The sequence below is a fragment of the Pseudomonas brassicacearum genome (assembly GCF_000585995.1).
Lineage (GTDB): Bacteria > Pseudomonadota > Gammaproteobacteria > Pseudomonadales > Pseudomonadaceae > Aquipseudomonas > Aquipseudomonas brassicacearum_A.
Window position 1 is genome coordinate 1957029 of the sequence record NZ_CP007410.1, and the last position, 23213, is coordinate 1980241.

The 23213-nt window shown below is 60.7% G+C and carries 25 protein-coding genes and 1 pseudogene; 14 read left to right on the top strand and 12 right to left on the bottom strand.

Translation table 11 applies throughout. From position 1 onward, the window contains the following. Positions 1-589: 589 nt before the first annotated feature. Complete coding sequence (locus tag CD58_RS08520; protein WP_025212605.1) at positions 590-898, top strand: hypothetical protein; 309 nt, start codon at positions 590-592, stop codon at positions 896-898. Positions 899-919: 21 nt separating this feature from the next. On the opposite strand, the gene greB is transcribed toward CD58_RS08520, so the two are convergent. From greB to CD58_RS08535, 3 genes are read right to left on the bottom strand one after another with little or no spacing between them, the layout of a single operon-like run. Beyond that, positions 920-1417 (bottom strand): transcription elongation factor GreB, encoded by a 498-nt coding sequence (greB, locus tag CD58_RS08525; protein ID WP_025212606.1) that lies wholly within the window; start codon positions 1415-1417, stop codon positions 920-922. A 34-nt stretch (positions 1418-1451) separates the two neighbouring features. Next, a complete protein-coding gene (locus tag CD58_RS08530) occupies positions 1452-3956 on the bottom strand; it encodes an ABC transporter permease (RefSeq protein WP_025212607.1) in 2505 nt (834 codons plus the stop codon). Then, a complete protein-coding gene (locus CD58_RS08535; protein ID WP_025212608.1) occupies positions 3956-4639 on the bottom strand; it encodes an ABC transporter ATP-binding protein in 684 nt (227 codons plus the stop codon). The genes CD58_RS08530 and CD58_RS08535 overlap by 1 nt, the downstream gene beginning before the upstream one ends. Positions 4640-4649: 10 nt before the next feature. Between CD58_RS08535 and CD58_RS08540 the strand changes: the two genes are divergently transcribed. The 3 genes from CD58_RS08540 to CD58_RS08550 all read left to right on the top strand — a co-directional run bounded on the left by CD58_RS08540 (position 4650) and on the right by CD58_RS08550 (position 6812). Continuing rightward, positions 4650-5255 (top strand): arylesterase, encoded by a 606-nt coding sequence (locus tag CD58_RS08540; protein ID WP_025212609.1) that lies wholly within the window; start codon positions 4650-4652, stop codon positions 5253-5255. A gap of 56 nt (positions 5256-5311) precedes the next feature. Then, the gene (locus CD58_RS08545; protein ID WP_003183788.1) at positions 5312-5605 is read left to right on the top strand and encodes a hypothetical protein; all 294 of its coding nucleotides are present in this window, start codon (positions 5312-5314) and stop codon (positions 5603-5605) included. 235 nt (positions 5606-5840) lie between these two features. Then, positions 5841-6812, top strand: coding sequence for a L,D-transpeptidase family protein (locus tag CD58_RS08550; RefSeq protein WP_025212610.1), 972 nt, complete (start codon positions 5841-5843; stop codon positions 6810-6812). 123 nt (positions 6813-6935) lie between these two features. Here the strand turns inward: CD58_RS08550 and oprI are convergent, their stop codons facing one another. Further along, entirely contained in the window at positions 6936-7187 is a 252-nt protein-coding gene (oprI, locus tag CD58_RS08555; RefSeq protein ID WP_003199355.1) for an outer membrane lipoprotei OprI, read from the bottom strand. Between the two features lie 634 nt (positions 7188-7821). Here oprI and CD58_RS08560 point away from each other — a divergent pair. Continuing rightward, entirely contained in the window at positions 7822-8103 is a 282-nt protein-coding gene (locus tag CD58_RS08560; protein ID WP_003183779.1) for a GNAT family N-acetyltransferase, read from the top strand. Positions 8104-8189: 86 nt separating this feature from the next. Here CD58_RS08560 and CD58_RS08565 read toward each other — a convergent pair whose 3' ends face one another. Further along, positions 8190-9266 (bottom strand): 3-deoxy-7-phosphoheptulonate synthase, encoded by a 1077-nt coding sequence (locus CD58_RS08565; protein WP_003183777.1) that lies wholly within the window; start codon positions 9264-9266, stop codon positions 8190-8192. 269 nt (positions 9267-9535) lie between these two features. Here CD58_RS08565 and CD58_RS08570 point away from each other — a divergent pair, with 269 nt between their 5' ends. The 4 genes from CD58_RS08570 (at position 9536) to cysB (ending at position 13099) form a co-directional block, all read left to right on the top strand. Then, complete coding sequence (locus tag CD58_RS08570; protein ID WP_025212611.1) at positions 9536-10489, top strand: putative 2-dehydropantoate 2-reductase; 954 nt, start codon at positions 9536-9538, stop codon at positions 10487-10489. Between the two features lie 22 nt (positions 10490-10511). Then, positions 10512-11417, top strand: a complete 906-nt coding sequence (locus CD58_RS08575; protein ID WP_025212612.1) for a 5'-nucleotidase — start codon at positions 10512-10514, stop codon at positions 11415-11417. A 96-nt stretch (positions 11418-11513) separates the two neighbouring features. Further along, on the top strand, positions 11514-12014 hold the full coding sequence (locus CD58_RS08580) for a universal stress protein (RefSeq protein WP_025212613.1): 501 nt from the start codon (positions 11514-11516) through the stop codon (positions 12012-12014). A gap of 110 nt (positions 12015-12124) precedes the next feature. Beyond that, a complete protein-coding gene (cysB, locus tag CD58_RS08585) occupies positions 12125-13099 on the top strand; it encodes an HTH-type transcriptional regulator CysB (RefSeq protein WP_003199376.1) in 975 nt (324 codons plus the stop codon). An 11-nt stretch (positions 13100-13110) separates the two neighbouring features. Here the strand turns inward: cysB and CD58_RS08590 are convergent, their stop codons facing one another. After that, the gene (locus tag CD58_RS08590) at positions 13111-13593 is read right to left on the bottom strand and encodes a GreA/GreB family elongation factor (RefSeq protein WP_025212614.1); all 483 of its coding nucleotides are present in this window, start codon (positions 13591-13593) and stop codon (positions 13111-13113) included. A gap of 2 nt (positions 13594-13595) precedes the next feature. Next, positions 13596-13981: pseudogene (locus tag CD58_RS08595) on the bottom strand (hypothetical protein). Positions 13982-14102: 121 nt separating this feature from the next. Between CD58_RS08595 and earP the strand changes: the two are divergent. Together earP and CD58_RS08605 are read left to right on the top strand one after the other, a co-directional pair. After that, complete coding sequence (gene earP, locus CD58_RS08600; RefSeq protein ID WP_025212615.1) at positions 14103-15236, top strand: elongation factor P maturation arginine rhamnosyltransferase EarP; 1134 nt, start codon at positions 14103-14105, stop codon at positions 15234-15236. 48 nt (positions 15237-15284) lie between these two features. Beyond that, positions 15285-15854, top strand: a complete 570-nt coding sequence (locus tag CD58_RS08605) for an elongation factor P (RefSeq protein ID WP_025212616.1) — start codon at positions 15285-15287, stop codon at positions 15852-15854. Between the two features lie 88 nt (positions 15855-15942). Here CD58_RS08605 and CD58_RS08610 read toward each other — a convergent pair whose 3' ends face one another. The 3 genes from CD58_RS08610 to CD58_RS08620 form a co-directional block, all read right to left on the bottom strand. After that, complete coding sequence (locus tag CD58_RS08610; protein ID WP_025212617.1) at positions 15943-16956, bottom strand: alpha/beta hydrolase; 1014 nt, start codon at positions 16954-16956, stop codon at positions 15943-15945. Positions 16957-16992: 36 nt separating this feature from the next. Continuing rightward, a complete protein-coding gene (locus tag CD58_RS08615) occupies positions 16993-17412 on the bottom strand; it encodes an organic hydroperoxide resistance protein (protein ID WP_025212618.1) in 420 nt (139 codons plus the stop codon). Between the two features lie 395 nt (positions 17413-17807). Next, complete coding sequence (locus CD58_RS08620) at positions 17808-18269, bottom strand: MarR family winged helix-turn-helix transcriptional regulator (RefSeq protein WP_025212619.1); 462 nt, start codon at positions 18267-18269, stop codon at positions 17808-17810. Between the two features lie 144 nt (positions 18270-18413). On the opposite strand from CD58_RS08620, the gene CD58_RS08625 reads away from it, so the two are divergent. Continuing rightward, positions 18414-19163 (top strand): sulfite exporter TauE/SafE family protein, encoded by a 750-nt coding sequence (locus CD58_RS08625; protein WP_025212620.1) that lies wholly within the window; start codon positions 18414-18416, stop codon positions 19161-19163. On the opposite strand, the gene CD58_RS08630 is transcribed toward CD58_RS08625, so the two are convergent. Beyond that, a complete protein-coding gene (locus tag CD58_RS08630; RefSeq protein WP_025212621.1) occupies positions 19153-20007 on the bottom strand; it encodes a LysR substrate-binding domain-containing protein in 855 nt (284 codons plus the stop codon). The genes CD58_RS08625 and CD58_RS08630 overlap by 11 nt on opposite strands. Positions 20008-20104: 97 nt before the next feature. Here CD58_RS08630 and CD58_RS08635 point away from each other — a divergent pair, with 97 nt between their 5' ends. Together CD58_RS08635 and CD58_RS08640 are read left to right on the top strand one after the other, a co-directional pair. Beyond that, the gene (locus tag CD58_RS08635) at positions 20105-20323 is read left to right on the top strand and encodes a DUF1127 domain-containing protein (RefSeq protein ID WP_025212622.1); all 219 of its coding nucleotides are present in this window, start codon (positions 20105-20107) and stop codon (positions 20321-20323) included. Positions 20324-20387: 64 nt separating this feature from the next. After that, positions 20388-21617: a winged helix-turn-helix domain-containing protein gene (locus tag CD58_RS08640; protein WP_025212623.1), complete on the top strand. Its 1230-nt coding sequence runs from the start codon at positions 20388-20390 to the stop codon at positions 21615-21617. A gap of 133 nt (positions 21618-21750) precedes the next feature. On the opposite strand, the gene CD58_RS08645 is transcribed toward CD58_RS08640, so the two are convergent. After that, positions 21751-23097 (bottom strand): class II 3-deoxy-7-phosphoheptulonate synthase, encoded by a 1347-nt coding sequence (locus tag CD58_RS08645; RefSeq protein ID WP_025212624.1) that lies wholly within the window; start codon positions 23095-23097, stop codon positions 21751-21753. Between the last annotated feature and the right edge of the window lie 116 nt (positions 23098-23213).

The window sequence follows — 23213 nt, forward strand, 5'->3', positions numbered from 1 at the left end:
TTGATTTTGATCTGGGGCGCCCCATTGACCACGATGGCCGAACGCAGGCATTGCGCAGTGGGCAACCCGGCATGGATGCCGGGTTAGCCGCGCTGGACCATGGATGGTCCTTCGCGGCGGCCCACGGAGCAATGCCGGAGAGAGGGCATGCCGAGCCTAGGCGAGGCACCGAGTGGTGGGGCAAGAGCGTTTTGCTTACTTTTGCGCTTCTCAAAAGTGAGCCGCCGTCAGGGCGGAACCCTAAGCAGCCGTTACCGAAGCAACGGATATACACACTAACTATAAAATCCCAACTCAGAAAGACAAGCCCAAAAAAACGCCCCCTCAGGAAAGGAACACCGTTTCTTAAGTGAACAGCATTGCCGTCATGTACGGGTCTTTTTAATGCGCGCCGATTCTTGACACTGCCCAGTCAGCTTCTCTAGGATGCCGCTCATGCGCCGATTTAAACAGCTACTTGCGGGGCGCCAGGTGACTCATCCAGTTGCCGACAGAAGCCGGAAAGCCAGGCTTCGAAATACCGCTAAAGCGCTGGTTCGGTGTTGCCTCTCACCTGCCATGCAGACTTTTGAGGCAGAGACACGACACGATGAACGCATCCAGCCCCCTTGTACGTCTTGCGCCGATCACGGCGAACCTTCTGCAGCGCAATCCAAAAATTCTCCTGGGTGGTACCCACCAGCCAACGCTGTTGCGTTATCTCGATGGCTGGCCGCGCCGCAGCCACGGGCCTGCGGCTTTCCTGATCCAGTTCGTTGAAGACGGTGAGTCGCTGGCGCGCTTTGCCAACGACAGTTTCGACCTGGCTGTTATCCAGTCCCCGAGTGCGGCAGACGCGCCTGAAATGATCCGGCAACTGACCCGGGTCGCGCGGCAGGGATTGATCACCCGTCGTTGAGATGCTCAGGTTGGCTGCCAGCTACGGGTAAACAATGTCCACGATGTAGACCCGTTTTTCTCCTGTCGGCGTCTGGACGCTGACTTCGGCGTCCAGGGCCTTGCCGATCAGTGCCCGTGCCAACGGTGAATCGATACTGATCAGGTTCTGTTTCAAATCCAGCTCATCCGGGCCGACGATGCGATAGCGCGCTTCTTTGCCATCCTCATCTTCGACTGTGACCCAGGCGCCGAAATAGACCTTGTTGGGATCGCTGGGTTTTTCGCTGACGACTTTGAGCGCTTCAAGGCGCTTGGTGAGGAAGCGCACGCGACTGTCGATTTCCCGCAGCATTTTCTTGCCATAGGTGTATTCGGCATTTTCCGAACGATCACCCTGGGCTGCCGCTTCGCTGACCGACTGGGTCACTTGAGGACGGCGCACATGCCACAGTTCATGGAACTCGGCGCGCATCCGCGCTTCACCCTCGGGGGTGATCAGCGCGGTGCCGGCGGTGCGGGGTGGACGATAACGGCTCATGGCTACTTCTTATCAGGGTGAAGCCGGAAGTCTATCAACCCTCGCGCAATACTGTCAGCGGACTGGCATTGAGCGCCCGACGGGTGCCAAACACGCCGGCTGTGCCGATCAACAAGGCGCCCACCAGCGGCAACACCAGCAGCCATGGATGCGGGTGCCAGGGCAGGTCGAAGGCATAACGGTAGAGCACCAGGCTCACCAGTTCCGAACCGAGGGCCGCGAGCAGGCCGCTGACCGCACCCAGCAAACCGAACTCAATGCGCCTGGCCTTGACCAGCAGTGGCCGCTCGGCGCCCAGCGCTCGCAGCAACGCGCCCTGGCGAATCCGTTCGTCGAGGGTGGCCTGCAGGCCAGAGAACAGCACGGCCATCCCGGCCGCGAGTACAAACAGCAGCACATACTCCACGGCCAGGGTCACCTGGGCCAGGATGCTGCGCAGTTGTTCAAGCAGGGCTTCGACCTGCAGGATCGTCACCGCCGGGAAGGAGCGAGACAGGTCGACAATCTGTTGGTCGTGGCCGGCTGCCAGATAAAAGCTGGTGAGATAGGTGGCTGGCAAGTCCTTCAGCGTCCCAGGCTGGAAGATCATGAAGAAGTTGGGCTGGAAGTTGTCCCAGTTGATCTCCCGCAGGCTGGTGACCTTGGCTTCACGGTTGACGCCGCCCACGCTGAAAATCAGGCGGTCGCCCAACTTGATCTTGAGGTTGTCGGCGACTTTGCCTTCTACCGACACCCCGGGAACATCGTCTGGTGGCTGCTGCGACCACCAGGTCCCGGCGGTGACGATGTTGCCCGCTGGCAGATCGGCGGCCCAGGTCAGGCTCAGGTCACGTTGCAGCGCTCGGTCGCCAGCCGAGTCCTTGGTGACAAACTCCGTGGCCGGTTCGCCGTTGATGCTGATCAGTCGCCCCGGCACCACCGGGTAGAGCGGTGCCGATTGCGCCGACAACGCCAACAGCTTGTCGGTAAAGGCCTGCTTGTCGTTGGGCAGGATGTTCAAGGCGAAATAATTCGGGGCGTTTTTCGGCAACTGGTTTTGCCAGGTGTCCAGCAATTCGCCGCGCAACAGCGCAATCAAGGCCATGGACAACAGGATCAGGCCGAATGCCAGTGCCTGGCCGGCCGCCGCCAGGGGGTGGCGCAGTAACTGGCCGAGGCCCAGTCGCCAGGGCAAGGAGGCGCGGGCCAACAGGCGGCGCAGGCTCTGAAGCAGCAACAACAGCAGGCCACCGAGCACCAGCGCGGCAACGACGCCGCCACCCAGCAGGGCGAAGGTCAGGACCAGGTCCAGGCTCAGGCGCCACATGATCAGGCCAAGGGCTCCCAGTGCGGCACCGTAGACCACCCAGGTGCTGGAGGGGATCGGCAGCATGTCCCGGCGCAGCACGCGCAACGGCGGTACCCGGCCCAGCGCGGCCAGCGGCGGCAGGGCGAACCCCGCCAACGCCACCAGTCCGGTACCGATCCCGGCAATCGCCGGCAGCAGGCCTCCCGGCGGTACGGTGGTGGGCAGCAGGTCATGCAGCAGCGCGAACAGCCCCAGTTGGGCGATCCAGCCAAGCAGGGCGCCGCTGATGCTGGCCAGCAGGCCCAGCACCGTCAATTGCAGGCTGAACAGCACCATGGTTTCCCGGCGTGACAGGCCCAGGCAGCGCAGCAGGGCGCTGGCATCGAAACGCCGGGTAGCAAAGCGATTGGCCGAGAGCGCGACGGCGACCCCGGACAGCAACACCGCCACCAGGCTGGCCATGTTCAGGTAGCGCTCGGCCTTGCCCAGGGCGCCCCCGATCTGCCGGTTGCCGTCGCGGGCATCCTGCAGGCGCTGGTTGGCTTCGAGGCCAGGCTTGATCAGGTCGCGGTAGGTTTGCAGGGCTGACGCCGGGCCGCGCCACAGGTCGCGATAGCTGACGCGACTGCCTGGCTGTACCACGCCCGTGGCATCCAGGTCCTTGAGGTTGATCAGGACCCGGGGCGTGAGGCTGTAGAAGTTGCCGGCGCGATCCGGCTCGTAGGTCAAGACACGACTCAGGCGCAGGGTCTTGTTGCCTACGTCGATGCTGTCGCCGATTTTCAGGTCCAGTGCTGTCAGCAGCCGGGCTTCGACCCAGGCCTCGCCAGGGTTCGGTCGTCCGCCGGTTTCTTCCGGCGCAAACGGGGCAGGGGCGCTTTTCAGCTCGCCGCGTAATGGATAGATGTCATCGGCTGCCTTGACGCTGGACAGCTGGATGCCATTGTCGGTGGCGACGACGCTGGAGAACTCCACCACCCGGGCATGTTCCAGGCCCAGCTCGGTGCCACTGCGGATTTGTTCGGGGCGGGCGGGCGAGCTGCCTTCGAGCAGCAGGTCGGCGCCGAGGAATTCGGTGGCGCGCATCATCATCGCGCCGTTGAGACGGGCGCCGAAGTAGCCGATGGCGGTACTCGCCGCTACCGCCACCAGGAGGGCGAAGAACAACACGCGCAACTCGCCGGCGCGGGCATCACGCAGTAACTGACGGACAGCGAGACTGAACAGGCGCAACAGCGGCAAACGTGCCATCAAGGCTCCAGTGGCGCGACCATCTGGCCGGCTTCAAGTCGGATCAGGCGCCGGCAGCGATGGGCCAGGCGTTCATCATGGGTGACCAGCACCAGGGTCGTGCCGCTTTCCTTGTTCAGCTCGAACAGAAGATCGCTGATGCGCTCGCCCGTGTGGCTGTCGAGGTTACCGGTGGGTTCGTCGGCAAACAGCACATCGGGCTCGGCGGCAAACGCCCGGGCAATTGCCACGCGTTGCTGCTCGCCGCCGGAGAGCTGGCGAGGCGAGTGGGTCAGGCGCTGGCCGAGGCCGACCCGCTGCAGCAATTCCGTGGCGCGTTCGCGGGCATCCTTGCGGCCGTCCAGCTCCAGCGGCAGCATGACGTTTTCCAGGGCGTTGAGGCTGTCGAGCAATTGGAACGATTGGAAAACAAAACCGACGTGCTCGGCGCGAATCCGCGCTCGCTGGTCTTCATCCAGCAAGCTGAGGGCTTGGCCGGCGAGCGTCACTTCGCCGCTGCTGGGCAGGTCGAGGCCCGCCAGCAAACCCAGGAGGGTGGATTTGCCGGAGCCGGACGCGCCGACGATGGCCAGGCTGTCGCCCTTGTTCAGTTCCAGGCTGAGTTCGTGCAGGATGGTCAGTTCACCTTCCGCGCTGGGAACCACTTTGCTAAGGTCCTTCGCGGTGAGAATGCTTGAGCCCATGGAGAATCCGATGCGTGTGTGGTTTTTGAGTGCCGGCCTGGCCTTGATGTGCATGGCCCAGAACGCAGCGGCGGGTACAGTCCTGATCGTTGGCGATAGTATCAGCGCGGCTTTCGGCCTGGATACCCGGCAAGGTTGGGTAGCGTTGCTCGAACAACGGCTCAAGGCCGAGGGTTTCGACGATAAAGTGATCAATGCTTCCATCAGCGGCGACACCAGCTCAGGAGGCCAGGCGCGCCTGCCGGCGCTGCTTGCAGCCCATAAACCGGACCTGGTAATCCTTGAGCTGGGTGGCAACGATGGCTTGCGCGGGCAGCCGCCAACGCAATTGCAACAAAACCTTGCAGTGATGATCGACAGCTCCCGCGCCAGCGGTGCCAAGGTGTTGTTGCTGGGCATGCAACTGCCGCCCAATTACGGGCGCCGCTACACCGATGCCTTCGCCCGGGTCTACAGCACCCTGGCCGAGGAGAAAAAAGTGCCGCTGGTGCCGTTTTTCCTCAAGGACATCGGGGGTGTTCCCGGGATGATGCAAGGTGACGGACTGCACCCGTCCGTCGCGGCCCAGGGCAAGTTGCTGGAAAATGTCTGGCCGACGCTAAAACCGCTGCTTTGACGCTTTTCTACAGGCGGGCTTTCGGCTAATGTGGCGCCCCCGATTTGGAGCCCCCGATGCCACGTCCCGCCTGGTCCCTGTTCGCCTACCAACTGATCGAGCCTGACGAGCAGCTGGACCTGTTCGCCTGCCAGGAAGTGCGGGTACACCTGGTGACTCGGCAGCTGGAGCTCGGCGGCTCGGCCGACCGCACCCTTTGCGGCAGCCTGCTGCCGGCCCAGCCGCGCTGGTCGGGGGTTGATCGCAAGATATTCCAGGATCATCGCCTGTGTTCACTCTGCCGGGCGATCCTGGAGTCCCAGAAGCGCGGCACTTCGCCGATCTGGCCTGAGCTGCGGTTCGAGTTGTAATCCTCGGGTTCCCGGCTGCCCTTGTGGAGCTTGCTCGCGATGACGGCGGCACATTCAACATCGGTGCCGGCCGACCCACTGCTATCGCGAGCAAGCTCGCTCCCACAAGGGGCTTGTAAAGTCCTCTAAGCTGCTGCACATCGGACGCTTGATTGCCGCTCTCCCCGGAATAACAGGAGGCGGTGTACAATCGCCGCTCTCAAACCCCTCTGTTCGATCTGCGAAGGATTTCTGGATGTTGCCGCGCTTGCCTGCCGTCACCCGCTGCTTGTCTCTTGCCGCCCTGTGTATGGCTGGCCCCGTTGCGGCACTGGAGCTGCCCCTGCCACCGCCGGGTGAAGACATCATTGGCCAGGTGCAGGTCATCAAGGCCAAGTACGAAGACACCTTCGCCGACCTGGGCACCACCTACGACCTGGGCTATACCGAGATGGTCGCCGCCAACCCGGGGGTCGATCCCTGGTTGCCGGGCGCTGGCACCGAGATCGTGCTGCCGACCCGTTTCATCCTGCCCCCGGGTCCGCGCGAGGGCATCGTGATCAACCTCGCTGAGTACCGTCTCTACTACTTTCCCAAAGGCCGCAACGTGGTCTACACCTTCCCTCTGGGCATTGGGCGGGAAGGCTGGGGATCGCCGATCGCCCACACCAGCATCATCGCCAAGACGCCGAACCCGACCTGGACTCCGCCGGCTTCGATCAAGGCCGAGCATGCCGCCGACGGTGACCCGCTGCCGAATGTGGTGCCGGCCGGTCCCGACAATCCGCTGGGCCCGTTCAAGTTCACCTTGGGTACCCCGGGCTACCTGATCCATGGTTCGAACAAAAAATTCGGCATCGGCATGCGCACCAGCCATGGTTGCTTCCGGATGTTCAATAACAACGTCCTGGAAATGGCCGGCATGGTGCCGGTGGGCACGTCGGTACGGATCATCAACGACCCGTACAAGCTGGGCCTGAGCGGCGGCAAGGTGTATCTGGAGGCCCATACACCGCTGGACGACAAGGGCAACCCGTCGGTGGTGGACAAGCACACTGCGGTGATCAACGCGATGCTCAAGCGTGAAGACATCACCAGCAACCAGCGCATGGACTGGAACGTGGTGCGCGACGTGGTGGCTGCCGAAGACGGGCTGCCGGTCGAGATCGCTGTTCCGAGCACGTCGGCACCGATGGTCTCGAGCGCGCCGATCGACCTGCAGCAGTAAAGGTTTAATTAGAACCCGCCGATGTTAAGCGACGTCGGCGGGTTTTTTATCGCCTGGAAAAATAGCGGGCAAAAAAAAGCCGACCCAAAAATGGATCGGCTCGATAACAATCCCGAAGGACTATTACTTGCGGCTAGCTTTGTCCAGCATGCGCAGAGCACGCTCGTTAGCTTCGTCAGCAGTCTGTTGTGCTTTTTGAGCAGCAGCCAGAGCTTCATCAGCTTTACGGTAAGCTTCGTCTGCACGAGCCTGGGAGCGAGCTGCTGCGTCTTCGGTAGCAGTCAGACGTGCTTCGGTTTCTTTCGATGCGCTGCTGCAACCGGTAGCCAGAACTGCGGCCAGGGCCAGAGCAGAGAATTTCAGAACGTTGTTCATCGTGTTCCCCTTCAAGGACTTTCTATTAGTGACTGTCTCCTCAGACTGAGGAGTTAGCCGGCGTACATACTACCCATTACTTGTAGTAAGTAAACTGACGTAGCGCAAGAAGCAAAAAAATTGTAGGCGGTGATTCTTTTTCGAGCAACTTTTCTGAGCATTGTTTAAAAAATATACAGCGTCGAGCCCAAGGCTGGAGCCCGCCGGAGAAGAAAAGTTCCGCTCGCAGGAGAACACTTCCAGCCCGCGCTAACGTCGTTGTTTATTGATTCACCTACACTTTTGTACAAATTTTGCTCAACGCCTCCGGCATCTTTATTGGTTATTGCGGTGACTTTAATAACGCGCGCTCGTCTCAAGACTCAACAACTGGCGATGTTCAGCTATTGCGCCTTGGCCGACTAGCGCGCGACGGTGGCGCTCAATCGATAAACCCGACAGGCTTTTCCCCTTCAATGACGGGCGTGCCTTGAGCATTTGCGTCATTGGTGCCTACTATTCACGACGTGCTCGGGTTTGAGCGGTTGGGTTTTGGCGCTCGGTGACCGGACAGGCACGGGGTGGCGTAGATGTTCCTTCGCCGGAAAAACATCGGTAAGGTAGGGGTCAGCATTCAGACCCGCGAGGAGTAGTGATGAGCGAGGCGTTGTCCATCCACCATGACCAGGCTGGTCATCAGTTCGAGACCAATGTGGACGGTCATCGTGCCTATCTGACCTATATGGACCTGGGTAAACAGACCCTGGATATCTATCGCACCTTCGTGCCCAACGCCTTGCGCGGCCGGGGCATTGCGGCGGCGTTGACCGAAAGGGCGCTGCAGTACGCCGAAGAAATGGGCTACACGGTGATCCCATCCTGCTCCTATGTGGAGCGTTACATGGAGCGTCACCAGCGGCACGCGGCGAAGCTCTGAGACAACGGATTCCCCAATAAAAAACGCCGGACTGAAAAGCCCGGCGTTTTTTTATGCGTTGCATTTTATGTGTTGAAGCAGGCCGATCAGCTGCGCTGGCGCTTTGGCAGCACATCCTTGAGTTTGGCGTGCATGCTGCGCAGGGTGTTCTCGGTTGCGCTCCAGTCGATGCAGGCATCGGTGATGGAAACGCCATACTGCAAGTCGGCGAGGTCTTTGGGGATTGCCTGGCAGCCCCAATTCAGGTGACTTTCGACCATCAGGCCGATAATCGACTGGTTGCCTTCCAGGATCTGGTTGGCCACGTTCTCCATGACCAATGGTTGCAACGCCGGATCCTTGTTGGAGTTGGCGTGGCTGCAGTCGACCATGATGTTCGGCTTGATCTTCGCTTTGTTCAGCGCCTGTTCACACAGCGCGACGCTCACCGAGTCATAGTTTGGCTTGCCGTTGCCACCGCGCAGCACCACGTGACCGTAGGCGTTGCCCTTGGTGGTGACGATCGACACGCCACCTTCCTGGTTGATACCCAGGAAGCGGTGAGGGCTGGAAACCGACTGCAGGGCATTGATCGCCACGGTGAGGCCGCCGTCGGTGCCGTTCTTGAAACCGACGGCCGAGGACAAACCGGAAGCCATCTCGCGGTGGGTCTGGGATTCGGTGGTGCGCGCGCCGATGGCCGACCAGCTGATCAGGTCCTGCAAGTATTGCGGGGAGATCGGGTCCAGGGCTTCGGTGGCGGTGGGCAGGCCCATTTCGGCCAGGTCCAGCAGCAGTTGACGGCCGATGTGCAAGCCATCCTGGATCTTGAAGGAGTCGTCCAGGTACGGATCGTTGATCAGGCCTTTCCAGCCGACGGTGGTCCGGGGCTTCTCGAAATACACCCGCATCACCAGGTACAAGGTATCGGAGACTTCCGCCGCCAGCACCTTCAGGCGCTCGGCATATTCGTGGGCGGCCTTGATGTCATGGATCGAGCAGGGCCCGATGACCACGAACAGGCGATGGTCGGTGCCGTCGAGAATGTTGCGGATGACTTCCCGGCCCTTGGTCACGGTGCGCAGGGCAGCGTCGCTCAGGGGGATATCGCGCTTGAGCTGGTCAGGCGTGATGAGGGTCTCGTTGGAGGCGACGTTAAGGTCATTGATCGGTAAATCAGCCATCGTGTTACTCGTCAGGTCACGGGTGCCGGCCGCCAGCGATCCCCGCGCGGCGGTGCACAGCGAATGTTAAGCGCGTCGGGGAGCCGAACCTTATCGCGTTACGAGGCTGCTCGACAATGGGTTGGGACCGGTTTAATGCCCTACTAGGCTGGGGAAAAGCCTGGAAGATAGGCCCGCAACAGATTCGTGACCCGGATGTAATGAAGATTGCACGCCGTACCGCTCACGCTGATAGTGTGCAGGGGCCGTTTACCAGAGGAGTTGTAAAGATGCAGGCAGGCGTTAAACCGCGGATCGGGATGATCGGCACCGGGGCGATTGGCGGGTTCTACGGGGTGATGCTGGCACGCGCCGGCTTTGACGTGCATTTCTTGTTGCGCAGCGAATTCGGCGCCGTGGCCGAAGGTGGTTTGCGAGTCGATAGCGCGGTTCATGGCCCGCTGACCCTCAACCCGGTACAGGCCTATCGCTCGGCGGCCGAGATGCCGCCTTGCGACTGGCTGCTGGTCGGCGCCAAGACCACCAGCAATGCCGACCTCGCCCCGGCCATCGCCCAGGCCGCCGCTGACGGTGCAAAAGTCCTGCTGTTGCAGAACGGCCTGGATGTCGAAGATGACCTTCGGCCGTTGCTGCCTGATTCGCTGCACCTGTTGGGCGGCCTGTGCCTGATCTGCGTGCACCGTGTCAGTCCCGGCGTCGTCGCTCACCAGGCCCTCGGTGCAGTCAATCTCGGCTACCACAGTGGTCCTTGCCGCGATCAGGCTGAACGCATGACGATTGTCGAGGCCGGGGCGCAATTGTTCCGTGCCGCCGGCCTTGAGTCCCAGGCCATGCCCGATCTGCAACAGGCCCGCTGGCAGAAGCTGGTGTGGAACGTGCCGTACAACGGCCTATCGGTGCTGTTGGGGGCCAGTACCACGCCGTTGATGGCTGATGGTCACAGCCGTGGATTGATCCAGGCGCTGATGGGGGAGGTGGTGCACGGCGCTCAGGCTTGCGGCCATCATGTTGCACCGGGCTACGCCGAGTATCTGTTCGCGATGACCGAAAAGATGCCCGACTACTGGCCGAGCATGTACCACGATTATTCCCACAAGCGCGCGCTGGAGCTGGAGGCGATCTACGGTCGGCCATTGGCGGCGGCGAAAGCGGCGGGGTGTGAGCTGCCGAAAATCGAAGCCTTGTATCAGGCGTTGGCGTTTATGGACCGACGCAACCGCTGATCGGGCGAAAGGGGGGAGTGACATGGCAAGTAACATCGACGACAAACTGGTGCTGGCGATTTCGTCGCGGGCGCTGTTCGACTTGCGTGAAAGTCACAAGGTGTATCTGTCGAGCGGCGTCGAGGCCTATCGGCAATACCAGATCGAGCATGAAGACGAAGTCCTCGAACCTGGAGACGCCTTCGCCCTCGTGCAAAAACTGCTGAGTCTCAACGAACATCTGGGGCGTGCCCGGGTCGAGGTGATCCTCGTCTCGCGCAACAGTGCCGACACCGGGCTTCGGGTGTTCAACTCGATTCATCATTATGGCCTGGCGATCTCCCGTGCAGCGTTCGTTGGCGGACGCAGTCCGTACCCTTATCTCAAGGCGTTCGGCTGCGATCTGTTTTTGTCCACTCATGCCGAAGACGTACGCAGCGCCCTGGATGCCGGATTTGCCGCGGCGACCATTCTGTCAGGCGGTGCCAGCCGCGCCGCCAGCGAGGAGCTGCGCATTGCCTTCGACGGTGATGCAGTGCTGTTTTCCGATGAGTCGGAGCGCGTCTATCAGACCGGTGGTCTGGAAGCGTTCCAGGCCAGTGAGCGTCAATCCGCCCGCGAGCCGCTGCGAGGCGGGCCGTTCAAGGGCTTCCTGGCGGCGCTCAACGCGTTGCAGCGTGAGTTTCCCGAGGATGCCTGTCCAATCCGCACGGCGCTGGTTACCGCCCGTTCGGCGCCGGCTCACGAGCGGGTCATTCGTACGTTGCGCGAGTGGGATATTCGTTTGGACGAGTCGTTATTTCTGGGCGGCCTGACCAAATCGGCGTTCCTTGAAGCCTTTGCCGCCGATGTATTTTTCGACGATCAGACCGGCCACTGCGAACTGGCTCGCGAAGTCGTCGCCACCGGGCACGTGCCCCACGGCATCAGTAACGAAGTGAAGCTTTAACTGCCCGTTGTTCAGGACGTTACACCGCACGTCGCGCTCTTCAAGGCACTGCTAAGCTGAATCAATCTCCGCCATCTTGGCACACGAGGAGGTCACATGATTCGTTCGATGCTGTACGCCACAGACTTGGGGCTCTATGCCCCCTATGTGATGCAGCATGCCTTGGCGCTGGCACGGACGTTCGAAGCCGAGTTGTATGTGGTGCATGCGGTAGAACCGATGGGGCTGTTCGCTGAATCGGTGTTGCAAAGCTATCTCGACGAGCAGGCGCTGAACGAATTTCACCGCCAGGGTCTGAATACGGTAATGGCCAATATCGAGCACCGGGTGCTCGACAGCTTTCGAGAGGAGTTGGGGGAGGGGCAGCAGGACTTGAAGCTGATCAAGTCGGTCAGGGTGTACCAGGGCGATCCGTCCCAGGTCATTCTCGAACAGGCTGCGAAACTCTCCGTCGATTTGCTGATCGTTGGCAGTCATTGCCAGGGAGCCAGCGGTGAAACCCCTTTGGGTAGGACCGCCGCACGGGTATTGCAGTTATCCCGCGTGCCGGTCTACCTGGTCCCGTTGGTGCAGCGCCGACGGCAGGGAGAGGCTTGAGGCTAAATGATGGCTTTTTATAAAAAGTTCTAGATTTATTGAGCTGACCATTCATATAGTTATATACCGTCGCTGATGCCCGTGGCGTCCAACTGCTTTGAGGGATACATATGAAGCTTCAACAACTGCGCTACATCTGGGAAGTGGCGCACCACGACCTCAACGTTTCCGCTACTGCCCAAAGCCTTTACACCTCACAGCCTGGCATCAGTAAGCAGATCCGCCTGCTGGAAGACGAATTGGGGGTCGAAGTCTTCGCCCGCAGCGGCAAGCACCTGACCCGCGTGACCCCGGCCGGTGAGCGCATCATCACCACGGCTGGCGAGATTCTGCGCAAGGTCGAAAGCATCAAGCAGATCGCCCAGGAATTCTCCAACGAGAAAAAAGGCACCCTGTCGATTGCCACCACCCACACCCAGGCCCGCTATGCGCTGCCGCCAGTGATCAGTAACTTCATCAAGCAATACCCGGACGTGGCGCTGCACATGCACCAGGGCTCGCCGATGCAGATCGCCGAAATGGCCGCCGACGGCACCGTGGACTTCGCCATTGCCACCGAGGCCCTGGAGTTGTTCGGTGATTTGGTGATGATGCCGTGCTATCGCTGGAACCGTTGCGTGGTCGTGCCCCAGGGCCATCCGTTGACCAAGTTGCCGAAACTGACCCTCGAAGCGTTGGCCGAATACCCGATCGTCACCTACGTATTTGGCTTCACTGGCCGTTCGAAACTCGACGAAGCCTTCAGTCATCGTGGCCTGACCCCGAAAGTGGTGTTCACCGCCGCTGACGCCGACGTGATCAAGACTTACGTTCGACTCGGCCTGGGCGTGGGCATCGTGGCGAAAATGGCCGTCGATACCAAGCTCGACAGTGATTTGGTGGTGCTGGATGCCAGCGAATTGTTCGAGTCCAGCGTGACCAAGATCGGCTTCCGTCGTGGCACCTTCCTGCGGGGATTCATGTGCGACTTCATCGAGAAGTTCGCTCCGCACCTGACCCGGGAAGTGATGGCCAAGGCCATCCAATGCCACAACAAGCAGGAACTCGAAGAGCTTTTCGACGGTGTCGAACTGCCGGTGCACTAAGACCCAGCCTGTTAGATCGCCTCGGTGACAGCGAACTGTTGCCGGGCGCCCGCCACGACGATTTCCACTTCATCCCCTTCGAATTTGCCCAGCAGGCCTCGGCCCAGCGGCGAGCGAGGGGTGATGACCGTGATCGGCTGCCCCACCAGCGACACCTTCAACCCCGCTGCATCCGGCCCCAGGAACAGCCATTGCTGGCGGCCGTCTTCATCCTCGAGCCCGATCAAGGTGCCCACCTGAATGCCGCGCTGTTCATCGTATGGCCTTAGTGTCAGGTTCTGGCAGAGGGCGAGGGCCTGGCGTATCTCTTCCACGCGCCTGGCTTGCCCGGCGGCGAGGTAAGAGGCCTCAAGCCCCAGGGTGTCGTATTTGTTCTCGGCGATGTTTTCTTCGTGGGTCGCGGTTTCGTAGGCGGTCTGCGCGGCGCGCTCGGCAATGTCGAGATCAATCTTGAGCTTGTCGAGAATCAACTGGTGGACGGTCTGTTTGTTCATGATCAATCGCAGAATTGCAAAACGTTGGCGCGGCTTTTTTCACTGGGCGCATTCTGGTCCTGTTGCAACCAGAACTGGCACTTGGGGTTGGACTGGTTACGCGGGTTGCTTCGGGCCTGATCGAGGGCCTGGCGCTGCTCATTCCTTTGCAGGTTTTGCTGGTACTGCTCGAACATGGGGGTTGGCGGTTCGGGGGCGGTTGCACCGCCGGTGGTTGCGCCAGTTGATGGACGGCGGCGGCCACCGGAGCCAGTTGTTCGTTGAACAGGAATCTGGACAGCAGCCAGCCCGTCAACACGATGGCGAGAAACCCCAGCCACAGGCCCAGGGCTATGCTGACGGTCAATTGCAAAGCGGTAAGGCGCGAGGGTGTCGAGTGATCGGGCATGGCTGCTTCCTGGCAGGGCACGGATAGGCGGTGATTGTCGCATGAAGATTAATCGCCGTCGGCTCTTCTGCATCATCGCTCTAATGCGGGACAATCGGGCCTTTGCCACAGGGAGTCGGGAATGACCGTGCGCTGGGATATTTTTTGCACCGTCGTCGATAACTTTGGCGACATTGGCGTCACTTGGCGCCTGGCTCGGCAATTGGTGGCCGAGCATCGATGCGCGGTGCGGCTGTGGGTCGATGACTTGCGTGCTTTCGAACGGCTGTGTCCGGAAATCGACATCACCCTTTGCGAACAATGGCAGCAGGGCGTGCAGGTGTGCCACTGGCCCAAGGCGTGGCTGCCTACCGAAGCGGCTGATGTGGTGATCGCTGCGTTCGCCTGCCAGTTGCCGAGCGCCTATATGGATGCAATGACCGAACGCCAGGCAACGCCCTTGTGGATGAACCTTGATTACCTGAGCGCCGAGGACTGGGTGATCGGTTGCCACGGCTTGCCATCGGTCAAGTACAAGCATGTGCAGAAGTATTTCTTTTTTCCGGGGTTTCAGGAGGGGACAGGTGGCCTGTTGCGCGAGGCGGGTCTTCTGGAGCGTCGTCGGCAATTTCAGCAGGACGTCGAGGCGCAACGAGTATTCCTGCAGGGATTGGGCGTCGATCGGACACCGGAGGCACGGTTGATCTCGCTGTTTGCTTACGAAAACGCCGGGCTGGCGAGTTGGTTTGACGCAATGGCCAGCGATGCCCAGGCGTTTCATGTGCTGGTTCCAGAAGGACGGGTGCTGGGCGATGTCGAGCGTTGGCTCGGGGTCGACGGTCTGACGGTCGGTGCGGTGCATCGACGGGGGGCGTTGACGGTGCAGGTGCTGCCGTTCATCCGGCAGGACCAATACGATCAGTTGCTATGGTGCTGTGATCTCAATGCCGTGCGGGGCGAAGACTCTTTCGTACGCGCCCAGTGGGCCGGTCGACCGCTCCTTTGGCACATCTACCAGCAGGAAGAAGACGTTCATCTGGAGAAACTCGAGGCGTTCCTCAGGCTTTACACCCAAGGGCTTTCGCCGGCGACGGAAAAAGCGATCAGCGGTCTTTGGCGAGCCTGGAATGCCGGCCAGGACATGACCGAGCACTGGAAAGCCACCTGCCAACAGCAGCAGGAACAGGCCGAACACGCCCAGGCGTGGTGTCTGGAACAGGCCTCGCGACCCGATCTTGCCACGGCGCTGGTGAAGTTTTATGGAAATTGGCTATGATACGCGGCCTAGATTTTTGTAAATCCCATCCAAATTCGGATATTCGCAATGAAAACTGGTAAAGAACTGAAACCCGGGACCGTGATCCGTCTCGAAAACGATCCTTGGCTGGTTCAGAAAGCTGAGTTCACCAAGTCGGGTCGTAACAGCGCGATCATGAAGACCAAGCTGAAGAACCTGCTGACCGGTTACAAGACCGAGATCGTCTACAGCGCCGATGACAAACTGGACGACGTGATCCTCGACCGCAAAGAAGCGACCCTGTCCTTCATCAGCGGTGACACCTACACGTTCATGGACACCACTGACTACACCATGTACGAACTGAACGCCGAAGACCTCGAAAGCGTTCTGCCATTCATCGAAGAAGGCATGACCGACGTCTGCGAAGCCGTTTTCTTTGAAGAGCGCCTGGTTTCCGTAGAACTGCCGACCACCATCGTGCGTCAGGTTGACTACACCGAAGGTTCCGCTCGCGGCGACACTTCCGGCAAGGTGATGAAGCCTGCCAAACTGAAGAACGGTACCGAGCTGTCGGTTGCTGACTTCATCGAAATCGGCGACATGATCGAGATCGATACCCGCGAAGGCGGTTCCTACAAAGGCCGCGCTAAATAAGCGAAGTCTTGTGTATGAAAAAGCCCGACCATTGAGTCGGGCTTTTTTATTTCACCAAAAAGGTTGTGTCTGGCTTGGTGGTGCTCAGTCACTTCAAGTGTTGCTTGAGCTCTTCGGAGACCTGCAACATCGCCGAACGTACCGCCGGCACCTGGCTCACCACGTTGAGCAAGCCATAGTCGTGGATCATGCCGTTGTAGCGCACGGCCGTGACGGGCACGCCGGCCGCGTCCAGTTTGCGCGCGTAGGCTTCACCCTCATCACGCAATACATCGGCCTCGGCGGTCTGCACCAACGCGGGCGGCAGGCCCTTGAGTTGTGCGGTGGTGGCGCGCAACGGCGAGGCATAGATCTCGTTACGCTGCCCGGCATCGGTGGTGTAGTTATCCCAGAACCACTTCATCATGTTTTTGCTGAGAAAGTGTCCTTCGGCGAATTGGTTGTAGGACACGGTCTCGAAACTGGCATCCGTCACTGGCCATAACAGTGCCTGGAAGCGCAGCGCCGGCGTGCCTTTGTCCTTGGCCATCAACGCCACGACGGCCGCCATGTTGCCACCGACGCTATTGCCTGCCACGGCCAGGCGCTTGCCATCGACATTGATTTGCTTGCCATGCTCGGCCACCCATTTCGTGGCGGCGTAAGCCTGGTTGATGGCCACTGGGTAATGCGCCTCGGGGGAGGGCGTGTAGTTGACGAACACCGCGACGGCGCCCGAGCCCGCCACCAGATCCCGGACCAGGCGTTCGTGGGTCGGGAAGTCGCCCAGGACCCAGCCACCGCCGTGGAAGAACATGAACGCGGGCAACTCACCCTTGACCCCGGCCGGACGAACGATGGTCAGGCTGATCGACTGGCCATCGACCTGGATGGTCTTCTGGCTGATGTCGGCCTTGGGCAGGGTCAGTTTAACCCCCGCCTGGGCGCCCACCAGTACGGCGCGGGCGTCCTTGGGTGATAGCTGCTCCAGTGGCTTGCCGGTGCCGGCATTCAGTGCATCGAGAAACGCCTGGGTGTTGTGTTCCACGATGCCGTCGGCGAAGGCGCTGCCGACGCTGAGTGCGAGAAGGGTACCGGTCAAGGCTTTGCTGAGCGTGTTCATGTGTCTCTCCTTAGGTTCGGGTCCGGGGTCGGTGGGTTAGACGGTTACGTGCAGGCGCACATCAACATTGCCGCGAGTGGCGTTGGAGTAGGGGCAGACCTGATGAGCCGCGTCCACCAGGCTTTGCGCATCGGCTTGGTCCAGGCCCGGGAGGCTGATGTGCAGGTCGATGTCCAAGCCGAAACCGCCGGGGATCTGGCCGATACCGACATGGGCGGTAATCGAGGCGTCGTCCGGGATTTTGCGTTTGCTTTGGCCGGCAACGAATTTCAGGGCGCCGATGAAGCAGGCCGAGTAACCGGCGGCGAACAGTTGCTCGGGATTGGTCGCTGCACCGCCAGCACCGCCGAGTTCCTTGGGCGTGGCCAGTTTGACGTCGAGGACGTTGTCGCTGGAGATCGCACGACCGTCACGGCCGCCGGTGGAGGTTGCGATTGCGGTGTAGAGCGTTTGCATGATGAGAGCCTCGTTTCAGGTTGATTTTTTGCGCTAAAATTTAGCGCGCTAAGTAGGTGTGAGGCGAATGTATAGCGCTAATATTTTGCGCGCAAGATAAATTTTTGAAGCGAGGTGACTTTTTCAAGCTGAAAAGGCGTGTAACCCTTGAACTAGAGCTGTTTCTGAGAATTTAGTTTTTTTAAGCGACGCTAGGCTGAACGCAAAATTCAAGCTCGCCACCATGCTCTCTGTGGGAGCGGGCTTGCTCGCGAAAGCGGTGGGTCAGTTAAAGATGATTCAAGATGTGCCACCGCCTTCGCGAGCAAGCCCGCTCCCACATTGGATCTGTGGCGTTCACAGCATCCAAGTCTGACTCTGGGCCTGCGGGAACGGCGGTGTACTTGGAATTGGCCTCAGAGGCTGTCTTGCAGGTGGCTGCGCAATTGTTGCAGGTCCTGTTGCAGCTTTTTCAAATGCTCCAGGGTCTGGCCGCTGGCGGCGAGGATGCATTGGGGGATGTCGCGGGCCTTTTCATGCAGGGCACGGCCCTGTTCGGTGAGTTCGACAATCACCACGCGTTCGTCTTCACGGCTGCGGGTGCGGCTCAAGAGGCCTTCGACCTCAAGCCGTTTGAGCAGCGGGGTCAGCGAGCCGGGGTCGGTGAGCAGGCGGGTGCTGATTTCCCCGACGGTCAAACCGTCTTTCTCCCACAGCACCATCATCGCCAGGTACTGCGGATAAGTCAGACCCAAGGCTTGCAGCAATGGCTTATAGACTTTAGTCATCATCAGCGACGTGGAGTGCAGGGCGAAGCAGACCTGGTTGTCGAGCAGCAGGGCTTCGCAGGGTTCGGGGATGTTACGCGGGGTGCTCATGGCAAAACCTTCAGATCAATGATCGTTACGAATTTAGCGGGCGAGCCTTTAATGCGCCAGATAATTCTGACGATCTGTCAGATGTTGCGTTTCCTCGCTGGCGCCGACTGCGTAGGATAAGCGCCCTGGAGAGGGGAGTCGTCTGTGATCGAATTTGTGATGTTTCTGGTGTTCGGTGCCGTGTTGGGCACCTTGGGGGGATTGTTCGGGATCGGCGGTGGGCTGATTGCAATTCCGGTGCTGGGTGTATGGTTCGGTCTCGACCAGCAACTGGCTCAAGGTACGGCCCTGGTCATGGTGGTGCCCAACGTGATGCTCGCGTTGTGGCGCTATCATCAGCGCAATCGCATCGAATTGCGCCATGTCCTGCCGCTGGCTTCCATGGGTTTTTGCTTTGCCTGGCTTGGCTCGATCTGGGCCGTCGGCATCGATGCAGAAAGCATGCGGATCGGCTTCGTGGCGTTCCTGATTGCGCTGACAGTCTACAACCTTGTCCGGATGTTCGCCGCCACCACGCCAGCCTCGGCGCAAATGCGCTATGGCTGGCCATGGCTCGGCGTGCTGGGGGCGGCGTCGGGGACCATGGGCGGTCTGTTCGGTGTCGGCGGGGCCGTTGTCGCGACGCCGATCCTGACCAGCGTGTTCGGCACCACCCAGGTGGTGGCCCAAGGGTTGTCCCTGGCGTTGGCCTTGCCCAGTACCGGCGTGACCCTCGCCACCTATGCGTTTCACCATGAGGTGGACTGGGGGATCGGCCTGCCGCTGGCCGTCGGTGGCCTGCTGAGCATCAGTTGGGGGGTGAAAGTCGCCCACGCCTTGCCGGAGCGACTGCTGCGCGGGCTGTTCTGCGGTTTCCTGGTGCTGTGCGCGGTGCTGCTCGCCCTTAAAGTTTGAAACCTTCGACGATGTGCTCGGCCAGGCATTCGGTAATCGGCGACGGGTTGTGCAGGTTGCGGATCAGCATGATGCTGGCCTCGGGCAGTTCCGGCAGGTCCTCGGCCTCGCCCAGTACACGCATGTCCGGGGGCAGCAGGCTCTCCAGCTGCGCGGTGATCGCCAGGCCCGCGCCAACCACCGCCATGAGCGCCGACAGGCTGGAGCTGTTATACGCCACGCGATAATCGCGGCCCATGGCATCCAGCGCGTTGCAGGCCCATTGCCGGCAGAAACAGTCACTATTGAACATCGCCAGCGGCAGCGGTGTTTTTTCGTGGACGTTGAAGCACGCGGCCTCGGCCCAGACAAAACGTTCCTTGCGCAGCAATTGGCCGATTTCGTCTCCCGGCTTGCGGGTGACGATGGACAGGTCCAGGTCCTGGCGCTGCAGCAACTGCTTGGATGATTCGCAGTGCACTTCAATTTCGATCAGGGGATAGAACTGGGCGAAGCGCTGCAGGATCCCCGGCAGGAACCGCATCACATAATCGTCTGGCGTGCCGATGCGCACTGTGCCGACCATGTGTGGTTCGCGCAGGGTATTGAAGACTTCGCTGTGGAGCTTGAGGATCCGCCGAGCGTAACCCAGCAATACCTGGCCTTCGGCGGTGAGCTTGACCTGGCGCCCGTCACGCTCGAACAAGCGCCGCTGCAATACATCCTCTTCCAGCCGCTTCATCTGCATGCTGACGGCGGACTGCGTGCGATTGACCAACTCACCGGCCCGAGTGAAACCGCCCTGGTCAGCGATGGCGACAAAGGTGCGCAGCACTTCGGTATCGATGCTCGGGTAACTCGACAATTGATCAATCTCCGAGATGTATTGCATAAGAAACATTCGTTGGATTGATCTTAGCGTTAGCGCGAGACTTGAGCCATCCCCAACGGAGGACATCACGATGAAAGGTCAAAAAGGTTATCTACTGATAGACAAACTCTCCCATGGCTTCTCGATCAGCGCCGTGTTGCACAAGTTTAGCCGCTGGTACGAATTGCACCATGAACGTGAATTGCTCGCCGGAATGAGCGACGAGGCGCTCAAGGACATCGGCGTCAGTCGTGCCGACGTGGAACAGGAAGTGGTTCGGCCATTCTGGGATGACCCAATGCACAAATGAGCCATCCTTCCCTACACAAACCCCTTATTGGTGAGGTAGGTTGCGAGCAGACAAGGAGATCTCCATGCCCGCGACTGTGTCCTTTACCCTCAAACAGGCCCGGCGTCTGGCGTTGGCCGCCCAAGGATTCGATGGGCGTTCACCGCCAGCTTCGGTGCAACCCTCGCGCCTCAACCGCCTGATCGAACGCCTCGGCGTCCTGCAGATCGACTCAGTCAATGCCTTGGTGCGTTCGCATTATCTCCCGCTGTTCTCCCGTCTCGGTCACTACAGTCCCGATTTGCTCGATCAAGCGGCCTGGAGCCAAGGACGACGTCGCACGTTGTTCGAATATTGGGGCCATGAAGCGTCGCTGCTGCCGATGTCCATGTATCCGCTGATGCGCTGGCGCATGGTCCGGGCGTCCCGTGGCGAAGGTATTTATCAGCAGTTGGCGCGTTTCGGTCATGAACGCCAGGATGTCATTCGCCGTGTCCTGGCTTCGGTCCGGGAGCAGGGCGCCCTCGGTGCGGGCAGCTTGTCCACGCGCCAGGAGAAGGCCGGGCCTTGGTGGGATTGGAGCGCCGAAAAGCATGCGCTGGAATGGCTGTTCGCCGCCGGCGAAGTCACCGTGGCGGGGCGGCGCGGGTTCGAGCGGCTCTACGACTTGCCGGAGCGGGTGTTCCCGGCCTCGGTCCTGCAACAGCCCCTGCCAGACGAGGCCCAGGCCCAGCGCGCCTTATTGCTGCATGCCGCCGAGGCCTTGGGCGTCGCGACCGAGAAGGACCTGCGCGACTACTTTCGTCTGGGGCCGGCCGACAGCCGTGGGCGACTGGCCGAGTTGGAAGAGACCGGCGAACTGTTGCGCTGTGAGGTGCAAGGCTGGAAGCAACCGGCCTGGTGCCGACCTACGGCGAAGATCCCTCGTAAGGTCGCGGCCAGCGCCTTGTTGTCGCCGTTCGATTCGCTGGTCTGGGAGCGCAGCCGCACCGAGCGGCTATTCGATTTCCGCTATCGGCTGGAGATCTACACCCCTGTCCACAAGCGGGTGTATGGCTATTACGTATTGCCTTTTTTGCACAATGAACGCATCGCCGCTCGGGTGGACCTGCGGGCGGAGCGGGCCCTGAGTCGATTGGCGGTGCACGCGGTGCACGAGGAAGAGCCAGGGCTGGACGAGGAGGGCGTGCAGGCCTTGGCGATTAATCTGCGGCGCATGGCCGACTGGCTGGGCTTGGAGCGGGTTCAGCTGAATTGTCAGCGGGTGGGTGGGGTTCGGTTGGCGGTGGCGTTGGCTCAGATCGGTGGTGACTGAGCTGGCCTCTTCGCGAGCAAGCCCGCTCCCACATTGGACTGGGTCGAACACAAAAATCATGTTCGCCGCCGGCTACTGTGGGAGCGGGCTTGCTCGCGAAGGCGATAAGTCAGTCGCTATAAAACCGACTGACTCACCGCCGAACCTGCTTCAACGTCTCGGCAATCAAGAACGCCAGCTCCAGCGACTGGTCGGCATTCATCCGCGGGTCGCAGTGGGTGTGATAACGGTCCGACAGGCCATCCTCGGTGATCGGTCGCGCGCCGCCGATGCATTCGGTGACGTTTTGCCCGGTCATTTCGATGTGGATCCCGCCGGCATAGGTGCCTTCGGCTTCGTGGACCTGGAAGAACTGCTTCACTTCGCCGAGGATCTGCGCGAAGTCCCGGGTCTTGTAGCCGCTGCTGGCCTTGATGGTGTTGCCGTGCATCGGGTCGGAGCTCCACAGCACCTGCTTGCCTTCACGCTGCACGGCGCGCAACAGCGGCGGCAGGTGATCGCCGACCTTGTTCGCGCCCATCCGCGCGATCAGGTTCAGCCGGCCCGGGTCGTTGTTTGGGTTGAGCACGTCGATCAAGCGGATCAGGTCGTCAGGGTCCATGCTTGGACCCACCTTGACCCCGATCGGGTTGTTCACACCGCGCAGGAATTCGACATGGGCACCGTCCAGCTGACGGGTACGGTCGCCGATCCACAGCATGTGGGCCGAGCAGTCGTAGTAGTCGTTGGTCAGGCTGTCACGGCGCACGAAGGCTTCTTCGTAATTGAGCAATAGCGCTTCGTGGGCGGTGAAGAAACTGGTCTCGCGCAACTGCGGCGAGCTGTCCATGCCGCAGGCGCGCATGAACGCCAGGGTTTCGTCGATGCGGTTGGCCAGGTGGCTGTACTTTTCCGCCAGGGCTGAGTTGGCGATGAAGTCCAGGTTCCACTGGTGCACCTGGTGCAGGTCGGCGAATCCGCCCTGGGCGAAAGCGCGCAGCAGGTTCAAGGTGGCGGTGGACTGGTGATAGGACTGCAACAGCCGCTCAGGGTCCGGTACACGGTTTTTTTCGTCGAAGCCGATGCCGTTGACGATGTCGCCCCGGTAAGCCGGCAGGGTCACGCCATCAATGGTCTCATCGTTGGCCGAACGCGGCTTGGCGAACTGCCCGGCCATACGCCCGACCTTGACCACTGGGCAGCCAGCGGCAAAGGTCATGACGATGGCCATTTGCAGCAACACCTTGAACGTGTCGCGGATCTTCGCCGCGGAGAACTCGGCAAAGCTTTCGGCGCAGTCGCCGCCCTGGAGCAAGAAGGCCCGGCCCTGGGTGACCTCGGCGAACTGACGGCGCAACTCCCGGGCTTCACCGGCAAACACCAGGGGCGGATAGCTGGCCAGGGTCTGCTCTACCCGCAACAGGTGCGCCGCGTCGGGGTATTGGGGTTGTTGCTGGATCGGCAGGGCACGCCAGCTGTCAGGGCTCCAGGGTTGGCTCATCATGATCTCTAGGTGGTTTACGCTCGGACGGCCATGTTATCAGCAAATTAGTGCGTGACCTGTTTGCGTCGCTTCGCGGACAATCACGCCTTTGCCCCGCTTGCGCACAGGCTCAG